The sequence below is a fragment of the Pseudomonas sp. 01L34 genome (genome assembly GCF_056400265.1).
Genome location: NZ_JBFTSX010000002.1, coordinates 455,117 through 478,740 on the forward strand (window position 1 = coordinate 455,117; position 23,624 = coordinate 478,740).

24 protein-coding genes and 1 pseudogene are annotated in these 23,624 nt (G+C 60.8%); 11 read left to right on the forward strand and 14 right to left on the reverse strand.

The genetic code is table 11. The annotated features are described in order from the left end of the window. Positions 1-42: 42 nt before the first annotated feature. The 4 genes from AC1DQM_RS06525 to AC1DQM_RS06540 all read right to left on the reverse strand — a co-directional run bounded on the left by AC1DQM_RS06525 (position 43) and on the right by AC1DQM_RS06540 (position 3,553). Positions 43-1,002, reverse strand: a complete 960-nt coding sequence (locus AC1DQM_RS06525) for an AraC family transcriptional regulator (protein WP_064617050.1) — start codon at positions 1,000-1,002, stop codon at positions 43-45. Positions 1,003-1,122: 120 nt separating this feature from the next. After that, positions 1,123-2,052 (reverse strand): catechol 1,2-dioxygenase, encoded by a 930-nt coding sequence (catA, locus tag AC1DQM_RS06530; protein ID WP_018927994.1) that lies wholly within the window; start codon positions 2,050-2,052, stop codon positions 1,123-1,125. Positions 2,053-2,103: 51 nt separating this feature from the next. Next, complete coding sequence (gene catC / locus AC1DQM_RS06535) at positions 2,104-2,394, reverse strand: muconolactone Delta-isomerase (protein ID WP_007936026.1); 291 nt, start codon at positions 2,392-2,394, stop codon at positions 2,104-2,106. A 10-nt stretch (positions 2,395-2,404) separates the two neighbouring features. Next, positions 2,405-3,553 carry a muconate cycloisomerase family protein gene (locus tag AC1DQM_RS06540; protein ID WP_111453842.1) on the reverse strand — a complete coding sequence of 383 codons (1,149 nt, stop codon included), beginning with the start codon at positions 3,551-3,553 and terminating at the stop codon, positions 2,405-2,407. Positions 3,554-3,682: 129 nt separating this feature from the next. Here AC1DQM_RS06540 and AC1DQM_RS06545 point away from each other — a divergent pair, with 129 nt between their 5' ends. After that, positions 3,683-4,570 (forward strand): LysR family transcriptional regulator, encoded by an 888-nt coding sequence (locus AC1DQM_RS06545; protein WP_111453841.1) that lies wholly within the window; start codon positions 3,683-3,685, stop codon positions 4,568-4,570. A gap of 158 nt (positions 4,571-4,728) precedes the next feature. On the opposite strand, the gene AC1DQM_RS06550 is transcribed toward AC1DQM_RS06545, so the two are convergent. The 5 genes from AC1DQM_RS06550 to AC1DQM_RS06570 form a co-directional block, all read right to left on the reverse strand. Further along, complete coding sequence (locus AC1DQM_RS06550) at positions 4,729-4,980, reverse strand: DUF1652 domain-containing protein (protein WP_018927997.1); 252 nt, start codon at positions 4,978-4,980, stop codon at positions 4,729-4,731. Positions 4,981-5,057: 77 nt separating this feature from the next. Continuing rightward, positions 5,058-5,957, reverse strand: coding sequence for a polysaccharide deacetylase family protein (locus tag AC1DQM_RS06555; RefSeq protein ID WP_018927998.1), 900 nt, complete (start codon positions 5,955-5,957; stop codon positions 5,058-5,060). Between the two features lie 219 nt (positions 5,958-6,176). Further along, positions 6,177-6,335, reverse strand: a complete 159-nt coding sequence (locus AC1DQM_RS06560; protein WP_018927999.1) for a hypothetical protein — start codon at positions 6,333-6,335, stop codon at positions 6,177-6,179. 61 nt (positions 6,336-6,396) lie between these two features. After that, complete coding sequence (locus tag AC1DQM_RS06565; protein WP_162830927.1) at positions 6,397-6,708, reverse strand: AzlD domain-containing protein; 312 nt, start codon at positions 6,706-6,708, stop codon at positions 6,397-6,399. Beyond that, positions 6,708-7,406 (reverse strand): AzlC family ABC transporter permease, encoded by a 699-nt coding sequence (locus AC1DQM_RS06570; protein ID WP_018928001.1) that lies wholly within the window; start codon positions 7,404-7,406, stop codon positions 6,708-6,710. Before AC1DQM_RS06570 ends, AC1DQM_RS06565 begins: the two co-directional genes overlap by 1 nt. Before the next feature lie 379 nt (positions 7,407-7,785). On the opposite strand from AC1DQM_RS06570, the gene dapA reads away from it, so the two are divergent. Both dapA and AC1DQM_RS06580 read left to right on the forward strand, forming a co-directional pair. After that, a complete protein-coding gene (gene dapA / locus AC1DQM_RS06575; protein WP_138867237.1) occupies positions 7,786-8,661 on the forward strand; it encodes a 4-hydroxy-tetrahydrodipicolinate synthase in 876 nt (291 codons plus the stop codon). Between the two features lie 60 nt (positions 8,662-8,721). Then, positions 8,722-9,117, forward strand: a complete 396-nt coding sequence (locus AC1DQM_RS06580) for a DUF2784 domain-containing protein (RefSeq protein WP_111453837.1) — start codon at positions 8,722-8,724, stop codon at positions 9,115-9,117. 2 nt (positions 9,118-9,119) lie between these two features. On the opposite strand, the gene AC1DQM_RS06585 is transcribed toward AC1DQM_RS06580, so the two are convergent. Both AC1DQM_RS06585 and AC1DQM_RS06590 read right to left on the reverse strand, forming a co-directional pair. Continuing rightward, positions 9,120-10,697, reverse strand: coding sequence for a sensor domain-containing diguanylate cyclase (locus AC1DQM_RS06585; RefSeq protein WP_111453836.1), 1,578 nt, complete (start codon positions 10,695-10,697; stop codon positions 9,120-9,122). Between the two features lie 150 nt (positions 10,698-10,847). Further along, entirely contained in the window at positions 10,848-11,375 is a 528-nt protein-coding gene (locus AC1DQM_RS06590) for a DUF3087 domain-containing protein (RefSeq protein WP_138867236.1), read from the reverse strand. Positions 11,376-11,603: 228 nt separating this feature from the next. On the opposite strand from AC1DQM_RS06590, the gene ppnN reads away from it, so the two are divergent. Further along, the gene (gene ppnN / locus AC1DQM_RS06595; protein ID WP_018928007.1) at positions 11,604-12,977 is read left to right on the forward strand and encodes a nucleotide 5'-monophosphate nucleosidase PpnN; all 1,374 of its coding nucleotides are present in this window, start codon (positions 11,604-11,606) and stop codon (positions 12,975-12,977) included. Between the two features lie 281 nt (positions 12,978-13,258). Here ppnN and AC1DQM_RS06600 read toward each other — a convergent pair. The 3 genes and pseudogenes from AC1DQM_RS06600 to AC1DQM_RS06610 all read right to left on the reverse strand — a co-directional run bounded on the left by AC1DQM_RS06600 (position 13,259) and on the right by AC1DQM_RS06610 (position 16,330). Then, positions 13,259-13,619, reverse strand: a pseudogene (locus AC1DQM_RS06600) (DUF6124 family protein). Positions 13,620-14,047: 428 nt separating this feature from the next. Then, positions 14,048-15,484, reverse strand: a complete 1,437-nt coding sequence (locus AC1DQM_RS06605) for an FAD/NAD(P)-binding protein (RefSeq protein ID WP_138867235.1) — start codon at positions 15,482-15,484, stop codon at positions 14,048-14,050. A gap of 282 nt (positions 15,485-15,766) precedes the next feature. Then, positions 15,767-16,330: a helix-turn-helix domain-containing protein gene (locus AC1DQM_RS06610; protein WP_018928010.1), complete on the reverse strand. Its 564-nt coding sequence runs from the start codon at positions 16,328-16,330 to the stop codon at positions 15,767-15,769. On the opposite strand from AC1DQM_RS06610, the gene AC1DQM_RS06615 reads away from it, so the two are divergent. The 7 genes from AC1DQM_RS06615 (at position 16,325) to AC1DQM_RS06645 (ending at position 23,584) form a co-directional block, all read left to right on the forward strand. Continuing rightward, positions 16,325-17,353: a DMT family transporter gene (locus AC1DQM_RS06615; RefSeq protein WP_138867234.1), complete on the forward strand. Its 1,029-nt coding sequence runs from the start codon at positions 16,325-16,327 to the stop codon at positions 17,351-17,353. The two genes, AC1DQM_RS06610 and AC1DQM_RS06615, sit on opposite strands and share 6 nt — an antisense overlap. Before the next feature lie 155 nt (positions 17,354-17,508). Beyond that, on the forward strand, positions 17,509-20,439 hold the full coding sequence (locus AC1DQM_RS06620; RefSeq protein ID WP_192379420.1) for a monovalent cation/H+ antiporter subunit A: 2,931 nt from the start codon (positions 17,509-17,511) through the stop codon (positions 20,437-20,439). Beyond that, on the forward strand, positions 20,439-20,783 hold the full coding sequence (locus tag AC1DQM_RS06625; protein WP_007935994.1) for a Na+/H+ antiporter subunit C: 345 nt from the start codon (positions 20,439-20,441) through the stop codon (positions 20,781-20,783). Before AC1DQM_RS06620 ends, AC1DQM_RS06625 begins: the two co-directional genes overlap by 1 nt. After that, positions 20,780-22,465 (forward strand): monovalent cation/H+ antiporter subunit D, encoded by a 1,686-nt coding sequence (locus tag AC1DQM_RS06630; protein WP_111453830.1) that lies wholly within the window; start codon positions 20,780-20,782, stop codon positions 22,463-22,465. The genes AC1DQM_RS06625 and AC1DQM_RS06630 overlap by 4 nt, the downstream gene beginning before the upstream one ends. Then, the gene (locus AC1DQM_RS06635) at positions 22,462-22,950 is read left to right on the forward strand and encodes a Na+/H+ antiporter subunit E (RefSeq protein ID WP_018928014.1); all 489 of its coding nucleotides are present in this window, start codon (positions 22,462-22,464) and stop codon (positions 22,948-22,950) included. Before AC1DQM_RS06630 ends, AC1DQM_RS06635 begins: the two co-directional genes overlap by 4 nt. Beyond that, positions 22,947-23,225 carry a K+/H+ antiporter subunit F gene (locus AC1DQM_RS06640; protein WP_007935991.1) on the forward strand — a complete coding sequence of 93 codons (279 nt, stop codon included), beginning with the start codon at positions 22,947-22,949 and terminating at the stop codon, positions 23,223-23,225. The genes AC1DQM_RS06635 and AC1DQM_RS06640 overlap by 4 nt, the downstream gene beginning before the upstream one ends. Further along, positions 23,222-23,584 carry a Na+/H+ antiporter subunit G gene (locus tag AC1DQM_RS06645; RefSeq protein ID WP_018928015.1) on the forward strand — a complete coding sequence of 121 codons (363 nt, stop codon included), beginning with the start codon at positions 23,222-23,224 and terminating at the stop codon, positions 23,582-23,584. Before AC1DQM_RS06640 ends, AC1DQM_RS06645 begins: the two co-directional genes overlap by 4 nt. Positions 23,585-23,624: the final 40 nt, after the last annotated feature.

The following is a 23,624-nucleotide window of genomic DNA, read 5'->3' on the forward strand; positions in this document are numbered from 1 at the left end:
GGCGGTCGGTGGTTGATGATTGCCACAGGTTGCTCATTGATCTCAGTGACGGCGCTTGAGGGTGTCGGAAGGCAATTCGCCGAACTGTTTGCGGTAGCTGTCGGAGAACCGGCCCAGGTGCAGGAAGCCGTAATCCATGGCCACCTCCGTGACGTTGCGCACGTTGCAGGTCGGGTCGCTCAGGTTGGCGTGAATGCGCTCGAGCTTCTTCTGCCGGATGTAGTTTTTCGGCGTGTCCCCCGCATTGCGTTCGAACAGCCCATACAGCGAACGCAGGCTCATCCGCGCCTGGCGCGCCAGTTCTTCGCTGTCGATGTCTTGCTTGAGGTTGCAGGCGATGTAATCGACCAGCGCCTCGAACGTGGCCGAGGCTGAGCCGGGATCGGTGCGCATGACGTTGGTTTTCATCAGGCCGAGCATCTTGCTGACCACGATTTGCGCATAGTGCTCCTGCACGCGAGGAATCGGCTCGGATGCCTCGGCTTCCTGGCAAATCATCGCCAGCAGGCCGACGAAACCTTCCAGTTGATTGAGCTGATAACGGTTTTCCAGAAACCGCACGCCCTGCCCCGGATACCGCCAGCGCTGCTCCTCGCACACCGACTCCAACAGCCGGGTGGGGACTTTCAGGATGAATTTTTCGCAATCACTGGAATAGGTCAGATCCACCGGATCGTCCGGGTTGATCAGCAGCAACTCCCCGGGCGCGAAGTAATGTTCCTGACCGTGGCCACGCCACAGACAATTGCCGCGCAACAACACTTGCAAGTGATAGATGCTGTCGAGCGCGCCAGAGGTAACCCGCACGCTGGCGCCATAACTGATGCGGCACAGGTCGAGGCTGGCGAACGTGCGATGATCGAGGCTGGCCAGCGGTCGGCCGGCCCTGGGCATCTGCAGGCAATGGTTGCCGACATGCTGATTGACGTAGCCCGACACTGCATACGGGTCGGCATGGTCGAAGATTCTGCTGCGATGACTCAACAATTGCGCTTGCATCATCGGTTCACTCTCATTGTTGTTATCAGTGGCGCCGCCATTCTAGTGTCCTGCCCGAAACACAGAAGGCCACGAGATAAACGGTCGGTTATCTCGTGGCCCGGTTCGGCTGCTCGAGAGGTATCAGTCCTCGAGTGCGCGGACCCGTTCGTGGCGTTGCTGCTCCTCAGGCTGGGCGGACGACTGCAGGGTGAAGTCGAAATCGATTTCGGCAAAACGACCACTCACGCCATGAGCCGCCGCACGCTGCGGATCGTCGCTGAAGGTGATTTTGGCGATCAGTTCGTCACGGGTGGCGTAGGCGAAATCGTCATGCAGGTACTGATCGCCATCGAGGTTGATCTGGGTGGTCAGGTGACGATGATCCGGTGCCGAAATGAAGAAGTGAATGTGCGCCGGCCGCTGGCCATGACGTCCCAGTTGATTGAGCAGTTGCTGGGTCGGACCATCCGGCGGGCAGCCGTAGCCCGACGGCACGATGCTACGGAAGCGATAACGGCCCTCGGCATCGGTGACGATCCGGCGACGCAGGTTGAACTCGGACTGGGTGGTGTCGAAGTACGAATAGGTGCCGCCGGTGTTGGCGTGCCAGACATCCACCACCGCCCCGGCCAGCGGTTCGCCGGCGGTGTTGAACACCCGGCCCTGCATGAACAGAGTCACACCCGGATCGACGCCGTCATCGAGACGCGCTTCGCCTTGCGACAGCGGCGCACCCGCCACATACAGCGGCCCCTCGATGGTTCGCGGGGTGCCGCCGGATTTGCCGGCCTGCTCGTCTTCGGCATCCATCAACAGGTCGAGGTAATGCTCAAGACCGAGCCCGGCAACCAACAGACCGGCCTCCTGCCGCGCGCCCAGCACGTTGAGGTAATTGACGGCTTTCCAGAATTCTTCCGGGGTCACGGCCAGGTCTTCGATGATGTTCACCGAATCACGCAGGATGCGGTAAACCAGCGCTTTGACCCGCGGATCGCCGGCTTCATTGAGCAGGCCGCTGGCTTCTTCGAGAAACTTCTGGACACTGGCGGTGTGGGAAATCTTGACGTTCATGGTGGATCCTCATCTTGTAATTATTAGCGTAGCGAACTGAACAGGCTGGATTCAGCGGTCATCCTCGCGAATGGAAGAAGGATGCCGGCACAGCGCGTTGACCTCGATCGCCATGTACGGGTACAGCGGCAATTGCATCAGTAGGTCGTGCAGTTCCTGAACGCTGTCGACATCGAACACGCTGTAATTGGCATAGAGCCCGGCAATGCGCCACAGATGACGCCACTTGCCTTGCTCTTGCAGGCGCTGGGCCAGGGCTTTCTCGTCGGCCTTGAGCTGAGCGGCGCGCTCCGGGTTCATGTCGACCGGTAAATTCACGGTCATTTTTACGTGAAACAGCATGATGCCCTCCTCAGGCTTGATGAACGACAGTGGAACTTTTGTCCCGACGGAAAAACGCCAGGCGTTCTTCATCCAGAACCAGGCCCAGCCCCGGTGTTGACGGGACGTGCAGTTGAAAATCGCGGTAGACCAATGGCTCGCTGAGGATGTCTTCGGTCAGCAGCAGCGGGCCGAACAATTCGGTATCCCAGCTCAAGGTATTCAGTGTGACAAAGGCATGGGCCGAGGCCAGCGTGCCGATTCCGCCTTCGAGCATGGTGCCGCCGTACAGGCCGATACCGGCCGCCTCGGCAATCGCGGCGGTTCGCAGCACGGCGCGCGGGCCACCGTTCTTGGCGATTTTCAGAGCGAACACCGAAGCGGCGCCTTCCCGTGCCAGGTTAAAGGCATCTTCCACGCATTCGATGGATTCATCGGCCATGATCGGCGCCGGGCTCATGGCATTCAGGCGCACCATCCCGGCGCGGTTATTGCGCGAGATCGGTTGTTCGATCAGGTCGATGCCGTTGGTGCCGAGGATCCGGCAGGCCCGCAGAGCGACTGCTTCGTCCCAGGCCTGATTGACATCGACCCGCACGCTGGCGCGATCGCCCAGGGCCTTTTTGATCGCAATGACGTGAGCCAGGTCGCGGTTGACCTCGCCGGCGCCGATTTTCAGTTTGAAGATCCGGTGGCGGCGCAGGTCGAGCATTTTTTCCGCTTCGGCAATGTCCTTGGCGGTGTCGCCGCTGGCCAGGGTCCAGGCCACCGGCAATGCATCGCGAACCCGTCCACCCAACAGTTCGCTGACCGGCAGGCCAAGGCGCTTGCCCTGGGCGTCGAGCAAGGCGCTTTCGATACCCGATTTGGCGAAGGTGTTGCCACGAATGCTGCGCTCCAGGCGCAACATCGCGGCATTCACATTGCCGCAGTCCTGGCCGATCAGCAGTGGCGCGAAGTGTTTGTCGATGTTGGTCTTGATACTGTCCGGGCTTTCGTTGCCGTAGGCCAGGCCGCCAATGGTGGTCGACTCACCGATACCTTCAATGCCATCGGCACAGCGCACCCGAATGATCACCAGAGTCTGGTTCTGCATGGTGTGCATCGCCAGCTTGTGTGGGCGAATGGTCGGCAGATCGACGATGATCGTCTCGATCGATTCAATGGCTGTTGCAAGCATGTCGCGATACCCGTCAGGTTCTTAAAGTTCTGGAACCGATTCTGGTACGGCTTTTTTCGGGAAGCCAATATAGAATTGGTCTGACTCGATACCTTAAAGGTATTTAACAGATCGACGTCCGGAGGCCCCATGGAACTGCGTCACCTGCGATATTTTCAGGTGCTGGCTCAAACCCTCAACTTCACCCGCGCCGCCGAACTGCTGCACATCGCCCAACCGCCGCTGAGCCGGCAGATCCAGCAGCTGGAAGACGAACTCGGGGTACTGCTGCTGGAGCGCGGCCGACCGTTGAAGTTGACCGACGCCGGGCGTTTTTTCCATGAACACTCCACCGCCCTGCTCGAACAACTGGGCAAGGTCTGCGACAACACGCGGCGGATCGGCCTGGGCGAAAAGACCTGGCTGGGCATCGGCTTTGCGCCCTCGACCCTCTATGGCGTGCTGCCGGAACTGATTCGCCGGTTGCGCAGCGGCGAGCCTCTGGCGCTGGAATTGGGGCTCTCGGAAATGACCACGTTGCAACAGGTGCAGGCGCTCAAGGCCGGGCGTATCGATATCGGCTTCGGGCGCATCCGCATCGACGACCCGGCCATTCTGCAGACCGTGCTCACCGAAGACCGACTGGTGGCCGCCCTCCCCGCCGGCCACCCGCTCCTCGCCAGGCCCATCAGCCTTCGGGAACTGGCCAAGGAACCCTTTGTGCTCTATCCCGGCAACCCGCGCCCGAGTTACGCCGACCACGTGATCGCATTGTTCGAAGCCAGTGGCGTGCACATCAAGGTGGCGCAATGGACCAACGAGCTGCAAACGGCGATTGGTCTGGTGGGGGCGGGAATCGGGGTGACGCTGGTACCGGCCTCGGTGCAGTTGCTGCACCGCGACGACATTGGCTTCACTCCAGTGCTGGAAGACAACGCGATCTCGCCGATTATTCTCAGCAGGCGCGTGGGCGATGTGTCGCCGGGGTTGAATCATTGCTTACAGATGATTGATGAACTGCTGCCGCGCGACAGTTGAGCCGTAAATGCAATCCGTAGCAGCTGTCGAGCCCCAGCGAGGCTGCGTAGCGGTCGTGAATCCGGCTAATGCGGTCTGCCTGATGTATCGCGATCTCCGATTTTACGACTGCTACGCAGCCGAACGCAGCCTTCGGCAGCTGCTACAAGAAGTCGCGGTTAGGCCACGACACCGGCGAACGCTCGGCGACCGGCACGCATTTCTGTACGAAGTTCGCCAATCAGGTTGGAAATATCGCGAACACTGATCAGTTTGTCGGGGGATACGCCGGTGATCAACAACTCAATCCGCCCGGTGCTCTGATCGAAAACCTTGATCCGCAAGGTTTCATCATGGTTCACGGTGCATTCGCAGGAGAGCGGCTTGAAACCGGACTCGACAATCTGGCAAAGCTGCTCAATTGAAACCATGACAGACGCCCCTCCATGGACGGTTTTCCGATTGGATCCACTGAGATTAGTCCAGCTTGCGCAATGCGCCAGCGGGTTCAGTGAGCATCCCCATCCCATATCCAATTCCAGATCCCCGGCAAACGAACAGGCTCGGAACTCTGCTTGACGGTGCGCGCCATGGCCGCCCGCTGTAGCGCTGCCGTGTCGTCGTAAAACGGCTTCTGCGCCGTGGCCAGACCGGTGGCGTTGGCACTGTCGAGGAGGATTTGCAGGTATTCGCGGGCATGCCGGGCGGTGTAGCGGTTGAGGTCGTGAAAGGTCACCACCACCGGAATCACCCCATCCACCGTCGGCAACTCGCCAAGGGCTATGCGCTCGCGGACTTCGGACAGCTGCCGCAGCATATTGGCCCGCCGCCGAGGGCTGGCGTTGAAGCCCCAGATCTTGCCGTCATTGGCGCTCAGGTCGGTCAGCAGTACATGCATGCCGTGCTGCTGATAGGCCGCGAAAGTGCGCTTGTCATAATTCCAGAACGGCGGACGCACCAGGATCGGCGAGGCGCCAGTGATCGCGGCGATGTCTGCGCTGCCGTTGGTCAGCGATTGCTCCAGTTGCTCCGGCTCCAGGGAGCGATGGTTGGTGTGGTGGGGAGTGGCCGTGTGGAAGCCCAGTAGATGCCCTTCGGCCTGTTCGCGCCGCATGAGTTGGCGCCCCACGTCACTGCCGCCGGCGCCCGAGGCTCGGGTCTGCACGAAGAACACGGCTTTGATGTCCGGTTGCAGCGGATTGTGCGCCAGGCTGTCGAGTACAGTGGCGGTCGGGTTGTAAAAACCGGACGCGCTGGGCCCGTCGTCGAAGGTCAGCAGAAAGCGGATCGGCGCCTGCGCTTGCAGACGCTGTTGCGTCTGCGGCGTCATTTCAATGGGCGCGGCGATGCAGCCAAACAGGCCGACAGCGATGGCGAATACGGATAGAACCTTGATCAACTGCTTCATGTTTTGCCTTGGGCCAGACCTTGCGACCGTCACGTTTAATGGCAAAAACCCCTCGCCCATTCATCCTTCGACCGGCCCGCCAATCGCTGCGAGCCGAGGTTGGATAAGGGTACACAGTGTTTGGTTCCAGCGCCTGCTCCCCAGGTGATTGCATTACAAACTACAAAAACTAAAAAGCCCCGCCATCTATTGGCGGGGCTTTGGGGATGTGCAAACCGATCAGGGCTTCAGCGGGTGTTCCTGGTCGCGGTCCGACAGCTCTTTGCCGTCGTCGGGGTGCTTCCAGTCCGGCGTCGAACGCTTCTGCCGCTCGATTTCTTCCTCTGTCGGTTCATCGGTCTCATCATCCAGGTCCGGACGCTTTGGTTCAGTGGCCATGCCCACCTCCCGTCCTCAAGGGATCATCCGTTAAGCGTAGAACAGTTTCGCCTCGGACGACTCAGAGCCACCAGCGCAGCAAAAAGAAAAAGCCCATGCTCAACAACATGCTGAGCAGAGTATTGCGGGTGTAAAGCACCAGGCCCACGGCCACCAGCGAACTGATCAGGTAGGGGTTGTCCCACTGCAGGTTCAACTGTTTGTCGGGCATGAACACAATCGGCCCGCAGATCGCGGTGAGCATGCCCGGCACCGCGAAACCGAGGAACTGCCGGGCATTGCTGCTCAAGCGCACCGGCAGCCGAGGTTCGAGAAAGACGTAGCGGTTCAGGAACACCAGCAGGCCCATCCCGATAATCACAGCCCAGACCATCATGTGCGCCCCACGTAGAGTTTGTTGCAGATAAAGCCCGCCGTCATGCCCGCCAACCCCGACAGCACCAGCGCCGAGCCCCATTGCCAATAGCTGAACAGCACCGAACAGAACAGCGAGACTGCCACGCAAACCACTGTCGGAACGTTGCGCACCACCGGCGTGATCAAGGCGATAAAGGTCGCGGCGATGGAGAAGTCCAGTCCCAAGTGTTCAAGGCCCGGAATGCTGCTGCCCAGCACAATGCCCGCCAGGGTGAAGAGGTTCCATGCGATGTAAAACGTCAGGCCCACACCGAGGGCGTACCAGCGATTGAACTGCTGTTTGTCATGCTGGCTGGTCAGGGCGAACAACTCGTCGGTGAGCAAAAAGCCCAGCCCGATACGCCAGCGGCCCGGCAACGGGGAAATCACCGAACGCATGCTCATCCCGTACAGCAAATGCTGGGAGGTCAGCAGCAGCGTGGTCAACAGAATCGAAAAGACCCCGGCGCCGCCCTTGAGCATGCCGATGGCGACCAATTGCGCCGCGCCGGCAAACACGATGCTCGACAGCCCCTGGCCTTGCAGGGGCGTGAGGTTGGCCTCGATGGCCATGGAACCGGCCAGCAATCCCCAGGGCGCGGTCGCCAGGGACAACGGCATGATGGCCGCGGCGCCACGAAGGAATGCAGTGCGCGGCATGAATGAGTTGGACATAACGCTCTACAACCAGGAAAAGTCTTCAGACTGTGCCAGCAGTCATGGCCGATGGCTTGAACAATCTTGCGCACTTGCAACGACTTCACGATTGACAAATACCCCGTCGGCTTTTAAAACTGGGCGCCTCATTCAGGGTGTAAGCAACCATGTCCGCAACCTTCAACCTCAACACTGTCGTCATTGGCTTGATTGCCAAGGCGCAAGGTTGCGTTGCGCACGCCCCTAAATCGAAGAAACAGTCGCTCATGTGACCGGGGCGCGCTGTCCCGTCAGATGAGCTGACAGGACATTGAGCGCGACGGACACCCCTCCTCTTGCTGACTTCCTTCTACGCTTCTGACGGTGACGAAATCGGTCAACCTTCAGGAGAAAGTGCATGTCATCGTTTCAAGGTATCTGGGTTCCCATCGTTACGCCGTTTCACGATGGCGCGATCGACTTCGCCGGATTGCGACGGCTGGTCAGTCATCTGCTGGAAAAAGGCGTCGATGGCATAGTGGTCTGCGGCACCACCGGGGAAGCCGCGGCGCTGGGTAAACACGAGCAACTGGCGGTGCTCGATGCGGTGCTGGAACAGGTTCCGCCAGAACGCGTGGTCATGGGCCTGGCCGGCAACAACCTCACCGAGTTGCTGCAATTTCAAAGCGAAATCCTGAAGCGTCCCCTGGCGGGCTTGCTGGTGCCGCCGCCGTACTACATCCGCCCTTCCCAGGCCGGCCTCGAAGCCTTTTTCAAGACCGTCGCCGATGCGTCCAGCGCCCCGATTATTCTCTACGACATCCCCTATCGCACCGGCATAGCCTTCGAGCAGGCGACCCTGCTCCGGATCGTCGCCCATGAGCGGATCGTCGCGATCAAGGACTGCGGCGGCAACCCAGCCAACACCTTGGCACTGCTCTCCAGCGGTAACGTCGACGTGCTGTGCGGCGAAGATAATCAGATCTTCGGCGCGCTATGCCTGGGGGCCAAAGGCGCAATTGCCGCCTCGGCCCATGTTCATCCCGAGCTGTTCGTGACGCTGTATCAACAGCTTCGCGACAACCGCTTAGCGGCCGGCCGAACGACCTTCTTCCAGTTGCTGCCACTGATCCACAGCCTGTTCATCGAGCCCAATCCCGCCCCGGTGAAAACTGCCCTGGCCCTTGAAGGATTGATCCGCGACGAGCTGCGAGCGCCAATGCAACGCAGCAGTGAAAGCACGACGGTGCGTTTGAAAGAAGTACTGACAGCGCTTGAAGGCGGCAATCGATAGAGCACAAGCGTCCAGCCCGAGTACCATGGAGCGATTCACCCAACACGTCAGGGAATCGACATGCTTTACCGAATCGCCGCCGACGGGCTGGTGCTGTCTCACTTGTTGTTCATTCTGTTCGTGCTGTTCGGCGGGCTGCTGGTGCTCAAATGGCGCCACCTGATCTGGTGGCACCTGCCCGCCGCTGCATGGGGTGTGATCGTGGAAATCTTCCACCTGGCGTGCCCACTCACCGAATGGGAAAACCGCATGCGCCACGCGGCCGGGCAAACCGGTTACGGTGGCGGTTTTATCGAGCATTACGTGTGGCCGATTATTTACCCGGCCGGGCTGACGCCCACGATTCAACTGGCACTGGGCAGCGTGGTGTTGGCGCTCAACGTGCTGATCTATGCGCGGCTGTTCCGGCAATGGAAGCATCCGACCCGTTCAGGCAGTAACCACCGGTCCGGTTGAACTCAGTTGGCGATAACACTCATGTTCCGGCCACTGGCCTTGGCCACATATAGCGCCTTGTCCGCGGCGCCGACAATGTCGTCGGGCTGGGCTTGCGAGGCCGGGTCGTAGGCGCAGACACCCACGCTGACCGTGACCACGCCCTCCACACCCTCAACGTGTTTGATGCCGGCCTGCTGAACCGCACGGCGGATGTTTTCTGCTACCAGAAACGCCCCCACGTAGTCGGTTCCGGGCAGCACCACCGTAAACTCCTCACCACCGAAGCGAGCCGCGAGATCGCCGGGGCGCTTGATGTTTTCGGTGATGATCGTGCTGATTTTGCGCAAACACTCATCGCCCGCCAAATGACCGTAGTGATCATTGAAGTTCTTGAAGTGGTCGACATCGATCATCAACAGCGCAAGATGGGTCTGGCTACGCCTGGCGCGGCCCATTTCCGCGAGAATGAACAGGTCGAATTGACGCCGGTTGGAAAGCCCGGTCAGTGCATCCTCCAGCGCCAGCAACTCCAGGCTGCGGTTGACCTCAATGAGTTTGTCCTGAGTCTCCAACAGATTGTTCTGAATATGATTCTGCTGCTTCATGAGGCGGATCAGGCGATAACCGAGAGCCCCCAGAAACCCCAGCAGCAACAGGACGATGCCCGCACTGAATATTGATTCCTGCCGCCAACTGGCCAGGACTTCATCCTTGTCGAGCCCGGCAAAGACGACAAGCGGATACCCCTCGACCCGTCGAAACCCCACGACCCGCACCACCCCGTCGACAAAGGACCTGACCGTTGCCGTACCGGAATCGCCCTTGGGCAACAGCTGGGTAAACAGCGGCCCTTTGGCAACACTGGTGCCGATATCGGCTTCGTTGAACGGGCGCCGAACGACGATGGTGGCGTCATCGGAGATCAGGTTGATCACGCCGTTATTGCCCATGTCGATGCTGTTGTACAAATCCAGGAAATGCTTGAGGTAGATCGAAGCCACCACCACGCCGGCAAACCGGCCATCAGGGTGATTGATCCGGCGTGACACGGTCATGATCCACTCACCGGTCGAGCGACTTTTTATCGACGGACCGATATGAGGGCCGCGGTCGGGATGATCACGGTGGTAGATGAAATATTCACGGTCGGAATTATTGGCATTGGGCGGTATGACGTTAATGGCGTTGGCGAGCCAGCGTCCTTCTTCATCGAACACGAACAGCCCATGGATCTGTACCAACTCACTGCGCTGAGCCTGGAGCAAACGTTGCAGTCGGGGAAATTTTTCCGGTTGCATGCCATCGATTTCGAGGCGGTCCACCAGGGAGAACAGTAGCGTGTCGGCCTGTTTGATCGATGCCTGCGCCTGCGAGGCCAGGGTTTGCGCCAGGTTGGACATCGCCACTTCGCTCTCACGCAGATGGTACTGACGCGAGTTCCAGCTTTCACCGATCACAATGGCCATCAAGGACAGGCACACCGAAATCAGCAGAGAAACCGCGTATCGAACCTTGAGCGTTGTCTCAACCGGCTCGGGCACCCAAGGCGTGGCGAACCGGGTGTGTTCAATACGATCTTTGACGGACGGATGCCCCATGACGCTCCCTGAATCCCTTATGACATGGCGAATTTTCCCGTTCGCCCTTTTAGCGCCAGCCAGCCGTGACCGGCGCTCAAACCATTACAACCCGATACCGATACGATAGGTGATTTGCACAAAAACGCTCATTGCCAGCGATCGTAATCGCTACATCGGCGTCTGTTTGATCGCCTCAAACCAGGCCGGATTCAATCGCCTCTGTTCGGTCTCGATGCCCAACGCGTCCATCCGTGCCTTGTGCTGGTCCATCTCTCGGGTCAGCTGACTTTGATCGCTGGAGTTGCCGTCCAACTGGTGCATCTGGCTCAGCCCCAAGTGATAAAAGCGCAGCAGCTTCATGGCGGCAGGGTCGCCCTGCTCCACCGCCGCCGTCACCTGGTGCATGACGTTGGTGACGCTCATCAGGCTGCGCTTGAGCTGCCAACCATAGACCGCTGGCGCCATCCACTCCTGCCTCCAGAACTTGCCGCGCATCAGCGCCACCGTCAGCAACAACGCGGCAAACACACCGCCCACGTTGAACCGCAGATTATCGCCGCCGGGTTCACCGAACAACGTCACCGCCGCCGTCGACAGCACCATCGCCAGCGCCAGGAACATCAGGGCGATGATCACCGTGCTGCGCCGCGTCTGGCGTCGATAGGTTTCGGCATTCATTGGCTGGATTTCGAACATCGCGACGGGGTTCCTTGCATCGATGGTAAAAGGCGCTGTGACAAAAAGACTGCGAGGCATTATCGCCTCCCCGAAGGATTTAGCTATGCTGGAGCTCCTTTTCATCTTTTCATCGTCAAACGGGAGCATGGCGATACAGCGCAGTTCGTGCCATCTTCATCATGGATACACACTATTCGGATGCCATGCGCCGTTGCTGGCGGGTGACATCGTTTTAAGGATCATTGAATGACCCAACGACATGTAATCAACGCCTCGGTCAGCCCTAAAGGCAGCCTGGAAACGCTCTCCCAGCGTGAAGTGCAGCAACTGAGCGAAGCATCATCCGGCATCACCTACACCCTCTTCCGCCAGTGCGCCCTGGCCATCCTCAATACCGGCGCCCACGTCGATAACGCCAAGACCATCCTGGAAGCCTACAAAGACTTCGAAATCCGCATTCACCAGCAAGACCGTGGCGTACGCCTGGAACTACTGAACGCCCCCGCCGACGCTTTCGTCGATGGCGAAATGATTGCCAGCACCCGTGAAATGCTCTTTAGCGCCCTGCGCGACATCGTCTACACCGAAAACGAACTCGACGCCTTGAGCATCGACCTGAGCACCTCCCAGGGCATCAGCGACTACGTCTTCCACCTGCTGCGCAACGCCCGCACCCTGCGCCCCGGCGTCGAGCCGAAAATCGTGGTGTGCTGGGGCGGCCACTCGATCAACACCGAAGAATACAAATACACCAAGAAAGTCGGCCACGAACTCGGCCTGCGCAGCCTGGACATCTGCACCGGTTGCGGCCCTGGCGTGATGAAAGGCCCGATGAAAGGCGCGACCATCGCCCATGCCAAGCAACGCATCCACGGCGGTCGCTACCTCGGTTTGACTGAACCTGGGATCATCGCCGCCGAGGCGCCGAACCCGATCGTCAACGAACTGGTGATCCTGCCGGACATCGAGAAACGCCTGGAAGCGTTCGTGCGGGTTGGCCACGGCATCATCATTTTCCCCGGTGGCGCGGGCACGGCCGAGGAATTCCTGTACCTGCTCGGCATCCTGATGCACCCGGACAACCAGGACCTGCCGTTCCCGGTGGTCCTTACCGGGCCGAAAAGCGCCGCACCGTATCTGGAGCAACTGCACGCCTTCGTCGGCGCAACCCTCGGTGAAGAAGCGCAGCAGCACTACGAGATCATCATCGACGACCCGGCCGAAGTGGCGCGGCAGATGACTCAGGGCCTCAAAGCGGTCAAACAGTTCCGCCGCGAGCGCAACGACGCGTTCCATTTCAACTGGCTGCTGAAGATCGACGAAGGCTTCCAGCGCCCGTTCGACCCGACCCACGCCAACATGGCCAACCTGCAATTGAGCCGCAACCTGCCGCCCCACGAACTGGCCGCCAACCTGCGCCGCGCGTTCTCCGGCATCGTCGCCGGCAACGTCAAGGACAAGGGCATCCGCCTGATCGAAGAACACGGGCCGTACCAGATTCGCGGTGATGCCGAGGTCTTGCAGCCGCTGGACCATTTGCTCAAAGCCTTCGTTGCCCAGCACCGGATGAAACTGCCGGGTGGCGCGGCGTATGTGCCGTGTTACCAAGTAGTGGCTTGAGACGCAAAACCTGTAGGTTTGGTTCGAAGTATCAGCGCTACTGAGTTGCCGGTTTGAACTGCCTGAAATGAGAAACCCCGCTTGATGCGGGGTTTCTTGTTTTTGGGGACTGAGTCAGTGGAGCCCACTGTGGCGAGGGAGCTTGCTCCCGCTGGGTTGCGAAGCGACCCCAAATCCAGCAACCGCATTTTTTTGGCACACCGCATATGCCGGTTTTGCGACTGCTGCGCCCGGACGCGGATCGGCCGGCGGGAGCAAGCTCCCTCGCCACAATGGGTCACTCAGTTCTGAGGATCGAGGTTATCCAGCACCCGGTTCACCGCCAACTCCCCAAGCATGACCACCGATTGAATCCCCAACATCACATTGCGATGTGGCATGTCCATCAGTCCGGCGAACTCACTGAGCATCATGCTCGCTGACGCCAGGGATTCGCAGGCGTTGACCAGCAGGGTTTCGTTATCGACCTTCGTACCCACATGGTAAATGGTGCTGGGTTTGCGCTTGGTGGCTTTGGGGATGGGTGGTTTGAGGTAGTGGTCGAGGGCGCGGTCGGCGGCTTCGTGGAGTTTTTTTGAATCGAGGGATTCGTAGGGGGGAAACGTCGTCGGTTTCCGGAGGATTTGGTGTTGGTTTGAACATAAATGAAGCTCCTTGATCAGTGGAGCCGACATCTATCGCTGCTAAACGAAGAAGGTGGCGGCTGTACGCGGGTTAGCAGACCAGGGATCAAGGAACCCGGCGCACCGAAGTGCCCCACGCATAGCCGCCATAACGCGAATGGCGACACTGACGTGCCTTGATATTCATCGAGCTGCTAAACCCGATCGCTGATTCGTCAGCGACCCGGAAACGATAGAGCCCGGCCTCAAGGCGCACAAGTCGGCGGATTCTGGCGTAGTCGTAGGCAACGGCGCAAGGCTGTGTAGCCTGAGTGAGTATCTGGAGATGTCGATTAAACATCGCCTGTTTATTGGTCTTACTGTGGATTTTGCGGTGGATGGGCTGGCCTCTTCGCGAGCAAGAGACTTGGCCTGCCCGTAGCAGCAGCCTCGCGGGCTCGGCAGCTGCTACAACAGATCGCTGACTAATCGCGCCGCAAGAGACTTGGCCTGGCTCGCCACATCAGTTACCGCCGTGCTCTCCCACCACATGCCGCGCAACGGCGGCCCCATGGCGAACAAACGGCTGGCGACCTGCCCATCGGCGCTTAAAACTGCGCCGTCAACCGCGGCGGCAATGCCCAATCCCAACGGCCCCGGCCGTACCAGCCCGCGAGCGAGCAATTGCTGGGGCAACGGCCGCGCCACCCGGCGCCAGTCGTATTCGATGCCGCTGGAGTTGATCAGCGCCGCGCCATGCACCACGCAGGTTTGCGCCTCACCACGACGACGAATGCGGATGCTGACCTCACCGTCCGACGCAGGCTCGAGCCCCTTGAACGATGCGGCATGAATCCGCAACCGCCCTTCCCCGTGTAGCCGCGCCACCAACTCGGCACTCAGCGGCGGCGAGCGATGGTGATGGCTTTCCCACCATGGCCGTACATGCCGCACAAATTGCCGGCGTTGCACATCGGTCGCCTGACTCCACAACCGCCCGATATGCGCCCGAACGGTATCCAACGGCGCTTGCCAGTCGATGCCCTGAGCGATGGCATCGCGGCAATGCCGGCGCAGTTCGCGCACCAGCTGACGCGGTGTGCGAATACTGTGGTCCTCGGCGAGAAAATCCACCCACGCCGGCGGTTGTCGGCGCACATGCGGCAGCAAACCATGACGGGAGAACACTTCGATCGGCCCACGATGCCCGGCCTGCTCCAGCGACACCACGGCATCGACCATGGTCAGGCCCGAGCCGATGATCAGCACCGTCGACTGCGGATCGAGTTGACGCATGGCGGCCACATCCCACGGGTCGAGTGCAGCTGCATTCAAACCGCTGGACTCGGTCTGCGGCGTGCGGGCGGCGGGAAACATTCCGGTCGCCAACACTGCGTAAGCGCCCTGCAATTGCTGCCCATCACTCAGGCTCAACCGCACCGAATCGCTCAACGTTTCCAGGTCCACCACCTCGGCCCGCACATGTTCGACACGCGCCCCCTTCAATGCGCCCACCGCCTGCGCTTCAGCAAGACGCTGCTGCACATAAACGCCAAACAGCCCGCGCGGCGGAAACAGTTCGCTGACCGGCACATGTTGCTCATCCGACTCCGGCCAGCCACCGGCGGCGATGTGTTCGGTCAGCCATTGGGTCAGGTCATCGGCGTTGTCCGGGTCGACGCTCATCCGCGCCGCGTTGCCATTGAGCGTATGCCCCAGTTCCACCGCGCTATAGGCTTCGCCACGGCCCAGTTCTGCCCGCGGCTCGATCACCAGAACCCGGCGCTGACCGGGCAAACGCAACAACTGCGCCGCCAGCATCGCGCCACTCAGGCCGCCACCGATGATCAGGATGTCAGCGTGGCGGATGGCGTCGCTCGCCTGTCCGCGTGGGGTGTCAGTCATGGCGTTCTCACTGGTCAATGTTTACCTGAATAGAAGTCATACAGATCGCCCCGTGTCAGTCACTCACCGGACGCTAGCCTGTGAAGCGAACTTGAGTGCCACGTTAATATTTTGCTCGGCCATCAGGAAGCTCACCTGCTCGTCTCGATGCCATCCCCACTGTTTCTCAGGAGCCGAACTTGAATATAATTTTCTTTTATTTCAATAGGTTGAATAATTATTCAAGAAACACTTGCAGCTTTAAAACAGCAAAGTGTTTATCCAGTGTTAGCCGGTAAACAGTCAAATCACCACATTACGCACAAACCGCGCCGCCACGTCCCCATCATTGCGATAAGAATGCGGTTGATGACTGGCAAACATAAAGAACTCGCCAGCCGCAATTTTCTGCGGCTGACCGCCAAGCATCAGGGTCAGGCAACCTTCGAACACATAAAGCTGTTCGCTGTAGCCTTCGGCATCCGGCTCCGAGGGGTAATGCTCGCCCGGTTCCAGGCGCCATTCCCAGAGTTCTACTTCGCGGGTGGCGGTGGCTTTGGCCAGCAGCACCGCTTTACTGCCCGGGATCGTACCGGCCCAGGCCAGTTCGTTGATGCGGCTCGGGTCGCGAGCGTCGGGGGCCTGGATCAGGTCGCTGAAGGCCACGTCCAGCGCTTCGGCCACGCGGTCGAGGGTGGTCAGGCTGACGTTCTTCTCGCCGGCCTCGATGGCCACCAGCATCCGGCGGCTGACCCCGGACTTTTCGGCCAGGGCGCTCTGGCTCATGTCGGCGGCGTGGCGCAGACGTCGCACGTTCAGGCTGACGTGCTGGAGGACCGAAGCCCGTTGGGTGGAATCTTTGTGCACTATATTGCTCACTGGGTGGCGTTGCGCAGTATACTGCCCAACTTCGGGCGCATTGTGCGTCTCCCTCAGATGGCGCGCAAGGTCATGACGTCAATGAACGCTTCTCATACTTCCCCCCGTTTCTCCCGGTTCAGCAAGGCCGAGTGCGTGCTGGTGCTGATTACCATGGTCTGGGGCGGGACCTTTTTGCTGGTGCAGCATGCGATGACCGTCAGCGGGCCAATGCTCTTCGTCGGCCTGCGTTTTGCCGCGGCGGCGAGCCTTGTTGCGCTGTTCTCCTGGCGCCATCTGCGCGAACTGACCCTGTTCGAACTCAAGGCCGGGGCGTTTATCGGCGTGGCGATCATGCTCGGTTATGGCTTGCAGACCGTGGGTTTGCAGAGCATTCCCAGCAGTCAGTCGGCGTTTATTACCGCGCTGTACGTGCCGTTCGTGCCGTTGCTGCAATGGCTGGTGCTGGGGCGTCGTCCGGGGTTGATGCCGAGCATCGGGATCATGCTGGCCTTTACCGGGTTGATGTTGCTGTCGGGGCCTTCCGGCGCTTCGTTCAATTTCAGCCCCGGTGAAATCGCCACATTGATCAGCGCCGTGGCGATTGCCGCGGAAATCATTCTGATCAGCACCTATGCCGGCCAGGTCGACGTGCGGCGGGTGACGGTGGTGCAATTGGCGGTGACGTCGGTGCTGTCGTTCCTGATGGTGGTGCCGACCCAGGAAGTGATTCCGGATTTCTCATGGTTGCTGTTGTGCAGCGCTTTAGGCCTGGGCGCGGCGAGTGCGGCGATCCAGGTGGCGATGAACTGGGCGCAGAAGAGTGTGTCGCCGACTCGGGCGACGTTGATCTATGCCGGGGAGCCGGTGTGGGCCGGGATTGCCGGGCGGCTCGCCGGGGAACGCTTGCCGGCGATTGCGCTGGTTGGCGCGGGGTTGATTGTGGCGGCGGTGATTGTCAGTGAGTTGAAGACCAAGGGGAAAGTTGTTCCCGAGATCGAAGAAGATTCGGTACAGGAAACCGAACACTGATCGTTCCCACGCGTGGGAACGATCGCGATCTCCTTTGAAACAATGATAAACAGGGTTTCTGCGTCTATCTTGTAGGATTCTGCGACAGCTTGGCGTTTGGTGATCGGGGAGCTGGCACGTATGATGCTTCACAAACTTCCGCAGATTAGAAGCCTATGTCCCTGATAGTTCTACTGCTTCTGCCTTTTATCGGCAGCTGTCTGGCAGCCTTGCTGCCGCACAACGCGCGTAATACCGAATCGCTGTTGGCTGGTCTGGTTGCCTTGATCGGCACCGTCCAGGTCGCCCTCTTGTACCCGCAAATCGCCCATGGCGGCGTGATCCGTGAAGAGTTCTTCTGGCTCCCCAGCCTGGGCCTGAACTTCGTGCTGCGCATGGACGGTTTCGCCTGGCTGTTCTCGATGCTGGTGCTGGGCATCGGCACGCTGGTTTCGTTGTACGCCCGTTATTACATGTCACCAGACGATCCGGTGCCGCGCTTCTTTGCGTTTTTCCTGGCGTTCATGGGCGCCATGCTGGGGTTGGTGATTTCCGGCAACCTGATCCAGATCGTGTTTTTCTGGGAGCTGACTAGCCTCTTCTCGTTCCTGTTGATCGGCTACTGGCACCACCGCGCCGATGCGCGACGGGGTGCTTATATGGCACTGATGGTCACCGGCGCGGGCGGTTTGTGTTTGCTGGCGGGGGTCATGTTGCTCGGCCATGTGGTCGGCAGCTATGACCTGGACAAGGTCCTGGCCGCCGGCGATCTGATTCGCGCGCATGCCCTCTACCCTATTCTGCTGCCCCTGATCCTGATCGGCGCCCTGAGCAAAAGTGCGCAATTTCCCTTCCACTTCTGGTTGCCCCACGCGATGGCGGCACCGACACCGGTCTCGGCGTATCTGCACTCGGCGACCATGGTCAAGGCCGGGGTGTTCCTGCTCGCGCGCCTGTGGCCGTCGCTGTCCGGCAGTGAAGAATGGTTCTACATCGTCAGCGGGGCCGGCGCCTGCACCCTGTTGCTCGGCGCTTACTGCGCGATGTTCCAGAACGACCTCAAGGGCCTGCTGGCCTACTCGACCATCAGCCACCTGGGCCTGATCACCCTGCTGCTGGGCCTGAACAGTCCGTTGGCCGCCGTGGCCGCGGTGTTCCACATTCTCAACCACGCCACGTTCAAGGCCTCGCTGTTCATGGCCGCCGGGATCATCGACCACGAAAGCGGCACCCGGGACATTCGCAAGCTCAGCGGCCTGGTCAAACTGATCCCGTTCACCGCCACCCTGGCCATGGTTGCCAGCGCCTCCATGGCCGGCGTGCCGCTGCTCAACGGCTTCCTGTCGAAAGAGATGTTCTTCGCCGAAACCGTGTTCATCAACGCCACGGCCTGGGTCGAGATGACCCTGCCGATCGTCGCGACCATCGCCGGGACGTTCAGCGTCGCCTACTCCCTGCGCTTCACCGTCGACGTGTTCTTCGGCCCGACCGCCACCGATCTGCCGCACACCCCGCACGAGCCGCCGCGCTGGATGCGCGCGCCGGTGGAGTTGCTGGTGCTCACCTGTCTGGTGGTGGGGATTTTCCCCGCTCAAGTGGTCGGCTCGCTGCTCGCCGCCGCCGCATTGCCGGTGGTGGGCGGCACGCTGCCCGAGTACAGCCTGGCGATCTGGCACGGCTGGAACGCACCGATGTTCATGAGCCTGATTGCCATGTCCGGCGGCATCGTGCTTTACCTGTTGCTGCGTAATCAACTCAAGCAAGGACGCTTCACGCACCCGCCGGTGATCAGCCGTTTCAATGGCAAGCGGCTGTTCGAGCGCAGCCTGGTGGTCATGATGCGTCTGGCCCGACGGCTGGAGCGGCGGATCAGCACCCGGCGCCTGCAAACCCAACTGTTTCTGGTGGTGCTCGCCGCCGTACTGGCCGGGGTGATCCCGATGCTGCACAGCAGCCTGAGCTGGGGTGACCGGGCGAAAATTCCGGGCTCGATCGTGTTCGTGATCCTCTGGCTGCTGGCGATTGCCTGTGCCCTCGGCGCGGCGTGGCAAGCCAAGTATCACCGGCTAGCGGCCCTGACCATGGTCAGTGTCTGCGGCCTGATGACCTGCGTGACCTTCGTCTGGTTCTCGGCGCCGGACCTGGCCCTGACGCAACTGGTGGTCGAAGTGGTGACCATGGTGCTGATCCTGCTCGGCCTGCGCTGGTTGCCGCGACGGATCGAAGAGGTGTCACCGTTGCCGAGCAGCCTGCGCAAGGCGCGGGTACGGCGGGTTCGCGACTTGCTGCTATCGACAGCGGTCGGTGGCGGCATGGCGCTGTTGTCCTACGCGATGCTGACCCGCCAGACGCCCAACGACATTTCTTCGTTCTACCTCAGCCGCGCCCTACCCGAAGGCGGTGGCAGCAACGTGGTCAACGTGATGCTGGTGGATTTCCGTGGCTTCGACACCCTCGGCGAAATCACCGTGCTGGTGGCCGTGGCCCTGGCGGTGTTCGCCCTGCTGCGACGCTTCCGCCCTCCGAAAGAAAGCCTGCAACTGCCGGCCCAACAGCGTCTGCTGGCGCCCGATGTGGTCACCGATCTGGTCAACCCGCGCCACGCCAGCGACACCGCGCTCGGTTTCATGATGGTGCCGGCGGTGCTGGTGCGCTTGCTGTTGCCGATCGCCCTGGTGATCTCCTTCTATCTGTTCCTGCGCGGGCACAACCAGCCGGGCGGCGGTTTCGTCGCTGGCCTGGTGATGTCGGTGGCGTTCATCCTGCAATACATGGTCGCCGGTACCCAGTGGGTCGAGGCGCAAATGAGCTTGCGGCCGCTGCGCTGGATGGGCACCGGGCTGTTGTTCGCCACCGTTACCGGGCTCGGGGCGATGGCGGTCGGGTATCCGTTCCTGACCACCCACACCTGGCATTTCGAGCTGCAGCTGCTGGGTGACATTCATATCGCCAGCGCGCTGTTCTTCGATATTGGCGTGTACGCCGTGGTGGTCGGTTCGACGCTGTTGATCCTCACCGCCCTCGCCCACCAATCGGTACGCGGTCATAAAACCAGCGCGCAAATCAGGCCCGCGGCCAAATCCGTTGTCACCCAAGGAGCCATCTGATGGAAGAAGTCATCGCAATCGCCATCGGTGTGCTGGCCGCGTCCGGCGTATGGCTGATCCTGCGGCCACGGACGTTCCAGGTGGTCATGGGCCTGTGCCTGCTGTCCTATGGCGTCAACCTGTTCATCTTCAGCATGGGCAGCCTGTTCATCGGCAAGGAGCCGAACATCAAGGACGGCGTGCCTCAGGATTTGCTGCACTACACCGACCCGCTGCCGCAGGCGCTGGTGTTGACCGCAATCGTCATCAGTTTCGCCATGACCGCGCTGTTCCTGGTGGTGCTGCTCGCCTCCCGGGGCCTGACTGGCACCGACCATGTGGATGGCCGGGAGCCTAAAGAATGATGGCGATGACTCACCTGATCGTTGCACCGATTCTGCTGCCGCTGCTGACCGCCGCCATGATGCTGATGCTGGGCGAGAAACACCGCCCGCTAAAGGCCAAGATCAACCTGTTCTCCAGCCTGCTGGGACTGGGCATTGCCGTAATGCTGCTGCAATGGACGCAGACCACCGGTGTGCCCGGCTCCATCGGCGTGTACCTGCCGGGCAACTGGCAGGCGCCGTTCGGTATCGTGCTGGTCGTCGATCGCCTGTCGGCGTTGATGCTGGTGCTGACCGGGATCATCGGCGTCAGCGCCCTGCTGTTCGCCATGGCCCGCTGGGACGGCGCCGGTTCGAGTTTCCACGCACTGTTCCAGATTCAGTTGATGGGCCTGTACGGCGCCTTCCTCACGGCGGACCTGTTCAACCTGTTCGTGTTTTTCGAAGTGCTGCTCGCCGCCTCTTACGGGCTGATGTTGCACGGTTCGGGCCGGCCGCGGGTGTCGTCGGGGTTGCATTACATCTCGATCAACCTGCTGGCCTCGTCGCTGTTCCTGATTGGCGCGGCGCTGATTTACGGCGTCACCGGCACGCTGAACATGGCCGACCTGGCGCTGAAAATCCCGCTGGTGCCGGAAGCCGATCGCGGCCTGCTGCATGCCGGCGCGGCGATTCTGGCAGTGGCGTTCCTGGCCAAGGCTGGTATGTGGCCGCTGAACTTCTGGCTGGTGCCGGCGTACTCCGCGGCCAGCGCGCCGGTAGCGGCGATGTTCGCGATCATGACCAAGGTCGGCGTCTACACCCTGCTACGCCTGTGGACGCTGCTGTTCTCCGGCCAGGCCGGGGCCTCCGCGTACTTCGGCGGCGACTGGCTGATCTACGGCGGCATGGCGACCATCGTCTGCGCCGCCGTGGCGATCCTCGCCGCGCAACGCCTGGAGCGCATGGCCAGCCTGAGCATCCTGGTGTCGGCAGGCATTTTGTTGTCGGCCATCGGTTTCGCCCAGCCGAACCTGATCGGCGCGGCGCTGTTTTACCTGGTCAGCTCGACCCTGGCCTTGAGCGCGCTGTTCCTGCTGGCGGAGTTGATCGAGCGTTCGCGTTCGGCCAACGAAATGCCACTGGACGATGACGGCGAGCTGCTGCCACGGCCCCTGGAATCCTTGCAGCCGCCCAAAGGCTTCAACCTCGATGACGACCAGAAAGCCGTGGTCGGTCAGGTGATTCCCTGGACCATGGCCTTCCTCGGCCTGAGCTTCATCGCCTGCGCTTTATTAATTATCGGCATGCCGCCGCTCTCCGGTTTTATCGGCAAACTCAGCCTGCTCAGCGCCCTGCTCAACCCGCTGGGCCTGGGTCATGGCAGCGACGAGCCGGTATCGAACGGCGCGTGGGGGTTGCTGGCGTTGTTGATCCTGTCCGGATTGGCCTCGTTGATCGCTTTCTCGCGTGTGGGTATCCAGCGTTTCTGGACCCCACAAGAGCGGCCATCGCCCTTGCTGCGTCGTCTGGAATGCGTGCCGATCATGGTTCTGCTGGGGCTGAGCATTGCGCTGACGTTCAAGGCTGAACCGCTGTTGCGCTACACCCAGGCCGCCGCTCAAGCATTGAATAACCCTCAGCAATACGTGATGGCGGTGCTCGGCACCCGTGCGGTGCCGAGCCCTGAAGCCAGGGCAGCACTGGTGGAGGTGCAACCATGAAGCGTCTGTTTCCTGCGCCGTGGTTGTCACTGTCCTTGTGGCTGCTGTGGCTGCTGTTGAACCTGTCGATGAGCCCCGGCAATGTGCTGTTGGGCGCGGTATTGGGCCTCTGTGCCCCACTGATGATGCGCAAGCTGCGGCCGTTGCCGATCCGCATTCGTCGCCCCGGGGTGATTTTGCGTTTGTTCTTGCTGGTCGGGCGCGATGTGCTGGTGTCCAACCTCGCCGTGGCCTGGGGCGTGCTCAATGCCGGGCGGCGTGCGCCTCGCTCGCGGTTCATCAAGGTGCCGCTGGACTTGCGCGATGCCAACGGTCTGGCGGCGCTGTCGATCATCTGCACGGTGATTCCCGGCACGGTCTGGTCGGAACTGGCGCTGGATCGCAGCATTCTGTTGCTGCACGTTTTCGATCTGGATGACGAAAACCAATTCATCCAGCACTTCAAGGCGACCTACGAGCGCCCCTTGATGGAGATCTTCGAATGAGCGAATTGCTGTCGAACGCGATCCTGCTGAGTCTGTTCATCTTTTCGCTGGCGATGATTCTGACCCTGATCCGCCTGTTCAAGGGCCCGTCAGCCCAGGACCGGGTTCTGGCCCTGGATTACCTGTACATCATCGCCATGCTGATGATGCTCGCGCTGGGCATTCGTTATGCCAGTGACACTTACTTCGAGGCGGCGCTGCTGATCGCCCTGTTCGGCTTCGTCGGCTCGTTTGCCCTGGCCAAATTCCTGTTGCGTGGCGAGGTGATCGAATGAACGCTGAACTGTCTTTGTGGGTGGAAATTCCGGTGGCGATTCTGCTGGTGCTCAGCAGTCTGTTTGCACTGATCGGCGCGGTCGGGCTGCTGCGGATGAAGGATTACTTCCAGCGCATGCACCCACCGGCGCTGGCCTCGACTTTGGGCGCGTGGTGTGTGGCTCTGGCTTCGATCATTTACTTTTCGGCGCTCAAGTCGGGGCCGGTGTTGCATGCCTGGCTGATTCCGATTCTGTTATCGATCACGATGCCGGTGACCACGCTGCTGCTGGCCCGGGCGGCGCTGTTCCGCAAGCGCATGGCGGGGGATGATGTGCCGGCGGAAGTGAGTAGTCGGCGCACGGAACCCGGGAGTTAGTTCAGGGATTTGTGTTGATTGGCGGGGTCTCTTCGCGGGC